Source organism: Pseudomonas sp. GM33 (assembly GCF_000282295.1).
GTDB lineage: Bacteria > Pseudomonadota > Gammaproteobacteria > Pseudomonadales > Pseudomonadaceae > Aquipseudomonas > Aquipseudomonas laurylsulfatiphila.
Map to the genome: position 1 here is coordinate 1 of NZ_AKJO01000151.1, position 8295 is coordinate 8295.

At 59.2% G+C, this 8295-nt stretch carries 9 protein-coding genes; 5 read left to right on the forward strand and 4 right to left on the reverse strand.

Going from position 1 to position 8295, the window contains the following annotated elements; genetic code table 11:
- The 4 genes from PMI26_RS32035 to PMI26_RS04805 all read left to right on the forward strand — a co-directional run.
- Nucleotides 1-341 (forward strand): hypothetical protein (locus PMI26_RS32035; RefSeq protein ID WP_007978794.1); only part of this gene is annotated, 341 nt, incomplete at its 5' end.
- Between the two features lie 59 nt (nt 342-400).
- Nucleotides 401-2431, forward strand: coding sequence for a T6SS effector phospholipase Tle3 domain-containing protein (locus tag PMI26_RS04815; protein ID WP_007978796.1), 2031 nt, complete (start codon nt 401-403; stop codon nt 2429-2431).
- Nucleotides 2428-4107 carry a type VI lipase adapter Tla3 domain-containing protein gene (locus PMI26_RS04810; RefSeq protein WP_007978798.1) on the forward strand — a complete coding sequence of 560 codons (1680 nt, stop codon included), beginning with the start codon at nt 2428-2430 and terminating at the stop codon, nt 4105-4107. Before PMI26_RS04815 ends, PMI26_RS04810 begins: the two co-directional genes overlap by 4 nt.
- Entirely contained in the window at nt 4104-4373 is a 270-nt protein-coding gene (locus PMI26_RS04805; protein ID WP_007978801.1) for a PAAR domain-containing protein, read from the forward strand. The genes PMI26_RS04810 and PMI26_RS04805 overlap by 4 nt, the downstream gene beginning before the upstream one ends.
- A gap of 103 nt (nt 4374-4476) precedes the next feature.
- Here PMI26_RS04805 and PMI26_RS04800 read toward each other — a convergent pair whose 3' ends face one another.
- The 4 genes from PMI26_RS04800 to rsgA form a co-directional block, all read right to left on the reverse strand.
- Nucleotides 4477-4968 (reverse strand): toll/interleukin-1 receptor domain-containing protein, encoded by a 492-nt coding sequence (locus tag PMI26_RS04800; RefSeq protein ID WP_007978803.1) that lies wholly within the window; start codon nt 4966-4968, stop codon nt 4477-4479.
- On the reverse strand, nt 4968-5927 hold the full coding sequence (locus PMI26_RS04795; RefSeq protein WP_007978805.1) for a caspase family protein: 960 nt from the start codon (nt 5925-5927) through the stop codon (nt 4968-4970). Before PMI26_RS04795 ends, PMI26_RS04800 begins: the two co-directional genes overlap by 1 nt.
- Nucleotides 5928-5929: 2 nt before the next feature.
- Nucleotides 5930-6337 carry a TIR domain-containing protein gene (locus tag PMI26_RS04790; protein ID WP_007978807.1) on the reverse strand — a complete coding sequence of 136 codons (408 nt, stop codon included), beginning with the start codon at nt 6335-6337 and terminating at the stop codon, nt 5930-5932.
- Between the two features lie 198 nt (nt 6338-6535).
- A complete protein-coding gene (gene rsgA, locus PMI26_RS04785) occupies nt 6536-7567 on the reverse strand; it encodes a small ribosomal subunit biogenesis GTPase RsgA (RefSeq protein ID WP_007978809.1) in 1032 nt (343 codons plus the stop codon).
- 106 nt (nt 7568-7673) lie between these two features.
- On the opposite strand from rsgA, the gene orn reads away from it, so the two are divergent.
- On the forward strand, nt 7674-8216 hold the full coding sequence (gene orn, locus PMI26_RS04780) for an oligoribonuclease (protein ID WP_007978811.1): 543 nt from the start codon (nt 7674-7676) through the stop codon (nt 8214-8216).
- Nucleotides 8217-8295: the final 79 nt, after the last annotated feature.

Consider the following 8295-nt stretch of genomic DNA (forward strand, 5'->3'; position numbering starts at 1 on the left):
ACTGGGTGGGGCCCAAGACCGACAGTGCTGCCTTTTCTGTTTTCGGTCGGGACGGCGCGGACCAACGGCATCGACTGCACTACGAAGGTGATCCAGCCGCAATTGTTCAAGGCCAACCCTACAAGATTGCCCTGGAAGACGGCAGCTCGGTGCAAGGCATCACCGGGACTGATGGACTAACCGAGTTGCTCCAGAGAACAGAGATGCAGCTCGCCAATCTCGAGGTTTTTCGCAATACATCCCACCTGGCAGCGAACCCGGGCTCCAACAGTACAGGGGTGGACGCATCAAGCCCTTTTGACCCCAGCATCGGACCAGACACCCGTACCGACGGCAGCTAAGGAAAGTGTCGACCCAGTGATCGACGACAGGAACATGATTTCAAAAGGATATGGAAAGCATGAGCTATACGGATAACGCAGTGATCGCCACCGGCACGAGTCGTTTGCTGCCGAATAGATCCACGGATCGCAACACTGCTGTGCCGCGAGACCTGCCTGGCGTGGTGATTTTCCTGCACGGCGTGAATGACCCCGGGGCGTCCTATGAGTCGGTGGAGACCGGGTTGTGCCAAGGGGTTAACGAGCGGCTGGATCGGCCGGATCTCAAGGCGGGGCGGTATGGGGCAGATTACAGTGCAGCCGAAGCGTTACCTCCTGAGCTGCGGGAGGATGAGCACAAGGCTGCGCTCGATGATCCGGACACCTACCTCTATCAGCGCGATACAAATGCCCCGAAGACCCGCAGCCTGTTGATTCCTTTTTATTGGGGCTACCGGGCCGAACCCGGGGAAATCAAACGCGATAAAAATGGCGATCCAGCCCGCTTGCGCGATCAATTCCTGGACAGGTTCGACAACCGTCTGGACCGCCATTTCGCCAAAGGCGGCGGATTTTTCGCTAACGCCACCAACAATTTGCTAGAAATGTACGAAGAAGGGTTCGGCAAATGGCTGCGCCATTGGGTTCAACCCACCATGCCTAACTCCCTGTACATGGGCAAGGCGCCGCATCGACGGTATTTCGTGCTGGCCGCGACCCGGCTGGCGATGCTGGTCAGCGAGATCCGCCGCGTCTCACCCGACGAGACCATCACCATCATGGGGCACAGCCAGGGCACGCTGATCACCTTGCTCGCCCAGGCCATGCTGGTGGATCGCGGTGAGCGCTGTGCCGACTGCGCAATCATGGTGGCCTCGCCCTATTCGGTACTGCCGGACGCGACGCCGAAAAATATGCGAACCCTGCAGACCCTGGTCGACATCGTGCAACACACCACTCAATCCCCTCATGCGCAACCACCCCTCAGTGCCGTGCGCTGTGGCGTACCGGGTTATGGCGGTCGCACGGGGTCGCGCTGGTCACCCGAACAAGGCCAGCGTCTGGGCGCTGACGGGAACACCCTGGTGTTTCCCGAGCGCGACAACCGCGGCAAGGTTTACCTGTATTTCTGCCCGGACGACACCACCGTAGCGCTGGATGATGTGCAAGGCATCGGCACTTACGGTGTGCCGGACGAGCTACCCGATGGCCAGCCGGCCATGACCGTGCTGCAGTCCATGCGCTTCTACCAGCGCCTGTGGACCAAGCGCCTGCGTGACGGCAAACCGGTACTGGTTGGCAAACCGCCGCAAGCGGACCTCACCCGTGCAGAAGGCGAGCCGCGTTATCCCGGTGGCGGCTCGGTCGCAGCGATAGCCTCGCAAACAGGCATCCGTGAAGGCCAGGAACGCACCATCAATGCCGAACAACTGCACCCACCCCATGCACCGCAAATGTTTGGCGGCGAAGCCGTGACGGGGTCTACCCATCAGGCCGGAAAGGATCGACCGGATGCGGTGTCGCAAAACGCTGCATTGGGCAACCCCGGTGCCACTTTCAAATGGATTTACGTGACCAAGAGTGACAAGCGACTCGACCTGGACGATGGACTTGTTCGCTGGAATCACGGCAAAGAGCCCGACGACCAGACCCGGGCCCTGCGCCAGACGCCGGTGTCCGGCAACCCGATGCTCAATCGTAAGGACCACTACCGCATCTACCGTGAGGAAACCCCTAACGAAATCCGTGCACGCATGCAGGTTGACCAGAAGGAATGGACTGACAACAGCTATCACTCGGCTGTATTGCGCAGCCCGGAGAACCATCGCTGGGTGACGGCGATGGACATAGCGATTGGGCAGGCCAAGTGCCTGGATGATCCGGTGATGCGGGAGTTGTTGGTGGCGATTGCGGATTGGAAGATGGATGAAAATCGATTTGAAGAAGTCAGCGGTTTTCTGGGTTGGTCCCGACTTAGTGCAGAGGCGCGGGCGTTGGTAAAAGCCAGTTATCAGTATTACGACAAGGGTAAATTTCCCTCAAACGAGCTGGTTTCGCTGACGCCGCCAGCGCTGATAATCGGCTCGAAGGAAAAAGGTGCGCGTCCATGAGGGATCGTCGGCAGGACAAATCACAGCGACCGCGCCTGAAGGGTTATCTCTGGACGGCCGGGATATTTATAGCCACTTGGCTCGGTTTTTTGCTGTTCATCATCTACACAGCTCAGGCTGAAAACAGGGAGTTGGGGGATATGAACACCGCGATGCTTAAGGGAATAGCAAGTATTTTTGGCGCGCTGGCATTGATTTACAGCTTTCACTGGCTCGGCAAGGCCGACGCCTACCAAGACGCAGAGCTTCAGGCCTACAAAACAAAAGTCATGGCCGAAAGCACCGAGCAAATCGCTACCCAAGAGCGCATCTATTCGCTGGAAATTCGGGGGGTGGGGCTCGCGGTGCAAGGGTGGTATCAATCATCGGTGTGGCAGAAAATCGAGAAAAAAGCAGACAACTTTGCTTCGATTTTTTCGAAGGACACTAAGGGCTACAAGTCCTCATTATTATCCCGAGAGAACTCCAGTCGTCTTGGTACACGGGCTGCTTTTAAGTATTCGGCAAGTGACTCAGTGGCCTACTGGCCAATTCCGGTGTTTGCGTTGGGACCGCCAGATCCTTATGAAAAAGGCTACAAGGCTGCCGGTCTGATCAACTCAGGTCGAAATGCCGCCACGTTGGGGGTGACACAGTTTCTCTGGCAAGACGACGAGAACACCGCTCACGCACAAGCAATGATCGAACGGCTCTTTGTTTTTTTTGACGACAACCCACAAGTGCCACAGGCGTTGATCGTTAGCAAGGATGGCGACGTGTCCCGAAATCTGTACCGAAAGCAGGGTACACCCGGCTTGCAAAGCGTCCAGGCCGTTCCGACCGTTTTTGGAAGCACGACAGGTCTGCTGCTCACCCGTTCGGATCGGGTAGACCGTTACATTCGCCCCTTTGCCACCCACGACTCAGAGGACAACCAGAACACAAATACTGACATGGGCAAGTTGTGGGCGTACTACTGGAATCGTGATGTAGCATTCATCGATTGGTATGAAAATGCTGAGCGGGCAAGAGGTATGGAGGAACCAAATGCCCCCAGCACCATGTCCTCCACCTACTGGCAATCCCAACTCCCCACCCTCTGGCAAACCCTGAGCAACCGAGGCCCCGGTCATTTCGAACCCTCCCCATGGCTACCGGTGCGCTGGGCCGAGCATCAAGTCAAGGAATTCGATAAAGCCCCGGTATTGGGCTACTTGCACCGTCCGATCAAAGTCCCGATGCGTGACGAAAACGGCAAACCGCTCAAACCCGCGCTACAGGCCAAGGCCCTGCAAACAGGCTGGCTGCAGGCACTGGAAACCCTGCCAAACGGTGAAAAGCCGGCGCGGGTGTTTTACGACAGCACCGACAACACCCCTGGCGAGATCGCTCTGACCATCGCGTTGCACGGCCTCAATGTCGATGGAACCGGCCTCGAGTTAGGCAATGCCGACGAGGGCTACGACATCGGTCGGCGCCTGGGCAACACCGGCGTCAGTAGCGCCCTGGTCGAAATCAACCTCGCCACGATTGCCAGCTATCAGGAAGGTGGCGTCAGCGCGGTGGTGTACACCGGCGAGGACGGCAGCGTCACCGTGCAAATGGTCCGCCCGCCGGACGAAGCCCGCAAAGCGAAGAACCAGCAAACCCACGGTGTCGACCCGTTCAGGTTTCGTATGCCGGGAGACAAACCATGAGCCATCCCATTTGCCTGGGTGATGCCACCAGCAGCGGTGGCACCGTGGTTTCCTGCCAGCTCGAAGGCACGCATACCCTCAATGGAAAAACCCCGGCGGTGTTGGGCGACAAGGCTTACTGCCCGCTGCATCTGGGCGAGTTTGCCTTCGTCGAAGGGCATCCGCGCCGGCGTATGAACGGCATTCCGGTCGTATTGCAGGGCCATCTCCTGGCCTGCGGTTGTCATGGCGTGGCGGGTACTGCTCAGAATGTGCAGGTGGTCTAGGCCGAAACTCCGGGCTATCTCATTATTGCGCGGCGGCTGGTGGCTTCAGTTTTTTGCAAAAAAGCCGACAACGATGTCGGCTTTTTTGTCGGCGTTGTCTGTATTAAAAGCCGCGGATGATTCGGGACTTGAGCTCGGCGTGAAAGCGATCCGCATTGGATCTGTTGACGCTGCGCACCGACTCGCTGCCGGTTATGGACTCCAGTGACATCGAGCGCTTGAGTGTCGCTTCATTTCGATAGGCATCGATAAAGAAGTCGATGTCCCGGTCGCTGGTCAGCTTCGGCCATTTGTCCAGGTACAGCGGCAGCTCGGTCGGGCCGGTCTTGAACGAGCAGATGCGTCGGTTGGTGATGGTCGCCTCGCCGATTTCGAACGGCACCCACCAGGACAGCGCGGTTTTCTCCGAGACCACTGCTAGCAGGTGCGTGCATTCGCTGATGTTGCGGGTGATCACGCCGGTGATGTCGTCGGTGGTCTGGGATTCGGGGTCCAGCACATCCAGGTAGGTCTTGATGTTGGCCTGGATCAGGCGCGCGTTGATCTTGACCGCGTGGGCGCGGTCCATGTGGCGGTAGCTGATAAACACTGGCATCAGAAATGTCCCTTGATCGCGAGTTCGCGGTAATAGGCGCCGAGGGCGGTGAGGCGGCAGCCGGTGGAGTGGATGGCGGCGTAGTACATATGCTCGGCGTCCACCGGTTCGACCAGGCTGTGGCGGTTGCACTTTTGCAACTGGGCGAAGACGTCGCCGTGCTCCGGGTTGAATTCAGGCTCGGTGGGCTCAAAGCTGGGGGCGAGGGGGTACACCGACTCCGCTTCGGCAAACCATTCGGGGAGTTTGCGCAGGATTTCCTTGGGGATCAGCGGCGACACTTCGCGCAGGGAAATGAACTGCGAGACGTTGGTCTTGAACACCGGGCGCTGTTCCCAGGCGTCGAGGGCGTTGTCGACAAACGAATAGAGGCTGCCGGGTGTGATCTTGCCCAGGATGTTTGCTGCTCCGCCGTGCAGGGCCTGGAGCAATAGTCCGGTGAATACGCCGTGTTGCCCGCCCTCCATCGCCGGCTCTTCTTTTTTGCAGGCGGTCAGAATGGTCATGCCTTCGCCGACCACGCTGCCCTCACTGCGCAAGGCGCGCAGTTCGCCGGCCGAGCCGCTCTGGCAGCAATCAAGGATGATCACTTTGTTTTTGATCTTCGTGGCCTTGCTCGCCCAGTTGAGAATGTCGCTGAGGCGTATCCCGTCCTTGGCGCTCTTGTAGTCCTGCGGGATCAACATGCCTTCGTCGGTGTCGGTGTCGAAGCTGCCGTGGCCGGCGAAATACAGCAGCGCGACATTGCAGTCCCCGGAAAACAGTTCGCGGATCTGGTCTTCGAGCTTTTCCCGGCTCAGGTAGTCCTCGGCGGAGGTCAGCACGATGTTCTTGAAGTTCGGATCGCCATTGGCGTCGGTCTTCAGCACGGAAGCCATGGCCATGGCGTCATTGCTGCAACCGCTCAGCCGCGAAACGTGGGTGTAGTCGTTGATGCCGATAAACAGTCCCTTGCGCATGGTTACACCGCCGTATGCTGGCGAATGGCGCTGATGATGCTATTGGTGTTCCAGGCACACTCGGCATGTGCCGCCTCACGTACCACCGTGGAAATCCGCTCGGCGCCGAACGGTTTGATCGCAATGATCACCTTGCCCATGCGCTTGGCGATCTCGATTTCCTTGTTGATCCACTTGCTGTAGGTGGAATACATCCCGGCCATGATCAATACCGCCGAACACGGACGGATCTTGTTTTCGATGGCCTCCTCCAGTTGTTTGTCGGTTTTCGCGCCGACAATCGGGTTGTCCGGCGGCACCGAAAAATTCTTGTAGGTGAAACCGGGCTTGGCGTTGAGCAGGCGCACGAGATTGTCGTGGGCGTCGGAGTAGTTCCACGAGTGGCTGATGAACAGATGGTAGGTTTGCATGGGTGTCCCTCGGTGTCGCTGGAGTGCGAAGAGGGTTTGAAACTAGGCGATTACAGGGCGCCTACAAGAGGTCTGCGCGGAAAGAGAAATGCCCTACAAGCGAGCGTGCGCACGTCTTACAGAAAGGTCTGATGTTTAAGCGGGGGAAGATCCAGTCACCGACCACCCTGCGTAAAGCCGGGCGGTCGGTACCTCTGTTTAGTAGCCGTTTTCCGGCAGACTGGCGATGATCGAGCGGTAGCTGTTCATCCGTTGCTGCTGCACGCGGCCATCTTCAAGGGCCTTGAGCAGGGCGCAACCGGGTTCGCGGTCATGCTTGCAGTCACGGAAGCGACAGGTACCCAGCAGGTCGTTGAACTCGATGAAGCCGGCTTCGACGTCGGCACGGCTGACGTGACCCAGGCCGAATTCGCGGATACCCGGGGAGTCGATCAACTCACCGCCGCCGGGGAAGTGGAACAACCGCGCGGTAGTGGTGGTGTGGGTGCCCTGGCCGGACAGCTCGGACAGCGGGCCGACGCGGGTTTCGACATCCGGCAGCAGGCTGTTGACCAGCGACGACTTGCCGACACCGGACTGGCCGACGAATACGCTGATGCGTCCGTCCAGTTGCGTCTGCAACTGCTCCATACCGTTGCCGTGATGCGCCGACACTTCCAGCACCGGGTAACCGAGGGTGCGGTATACGGCGAGCAAGGCATTCAGCGCAGGGGCGTTGTTTTCGTCGATCAGGTCGAATTTGTTCAGCAGCAGCAGCGGCTTGATGCCCGCATGCTCGGCCGCCACCAGGTAGCGGTCGATCAGATTGGCGTGGGGCTCGGGTAGCGGTGCAAACACGATGACGATCATGTCGACGTTGGCCGCCACCGGCTTGAGCTGACCACGGCTGTCCGGGCGGCATAGCTCGGTGTTGCGCGGCAGTTGCGCCACGATCACACCGATGCCCTGGTTGCCGGCGCGCCACACCACCTGATCACCGGTCACCAGCGCCGGCAGGTTCGCGCGCAGGTGGCAACGGAACACCTGGCCGGCGAGCTCGCCGTCGCGGGCCTCGACCTCAACCTGCACACCGAAGTGCGCGATCACCAGACCGTGCTGTTCGGGGCCCAGATCGCCGCCCTCAAGTGCCTCGACAGCCGAGGACTCGCGTTTGGCGGCGCGGGCAGCGCGTTCGCCCTGAATCTTTTCGATGCGCCAGTTTTGGCGGCGATTGAGTTGGCGTTTGGCCATGGGTGTTCCGTATAAAGAATGCAGCGATTAGGTAAAACGGCCGCGAGTTTAGCACGCCCGGCCACCGGCCTAGGCTAAACTGCGCAGCATTGCTTAGGAGCCGAACATGCAAAATTCGCAGAACCTGATCTGGATCGACCTGGAAATGACCGGTCTGAACCCTGATACCGACGTCATCATCGAAATGGCCACCATCGTCACCGACAGTGACCTGAACACCCTGGCCGAAGGCCCGGTGATCGCCATTCACCACAGCGACGAAATCCTCGCCGGCATGGACGAGTGGAACACCCGTCAGCATGGCGGTTCCGGGCTGACCCAGCGGGTTCGCGACAGCCGTATCAGCATGGCCGAAGCCGAAGCCGAAACCATCGCCTTCCTCGAGAAGTGGGTGCCGAAGGGCAAATCGCCGATCTGCGGCAACAGCATCTGCCAGGACCGTCGCTTCCTTTATACCCACATGAAATCCCTGGAAAGCTATTTCCACTACCGCAACCTCGACGTGTCCACGCTCAAAGAGCTGGCGGCGCGCTGGGCACCGGACGTGCGTGACAGCTTCAAGAAGGGCAGCACCCACCTGGCGCTGGACGACATCCGCGAATCCATCGCCGAGTTGCAGCACTACCGCAAGCATTTCATCAAGTCCTGACCGGGCTCCCCTGTAGGAGCTGCCGCAGGCTGCGATCTTTTGATCTTGAATGCCAAAGTCAAAAGATCGCAGCCTGCGG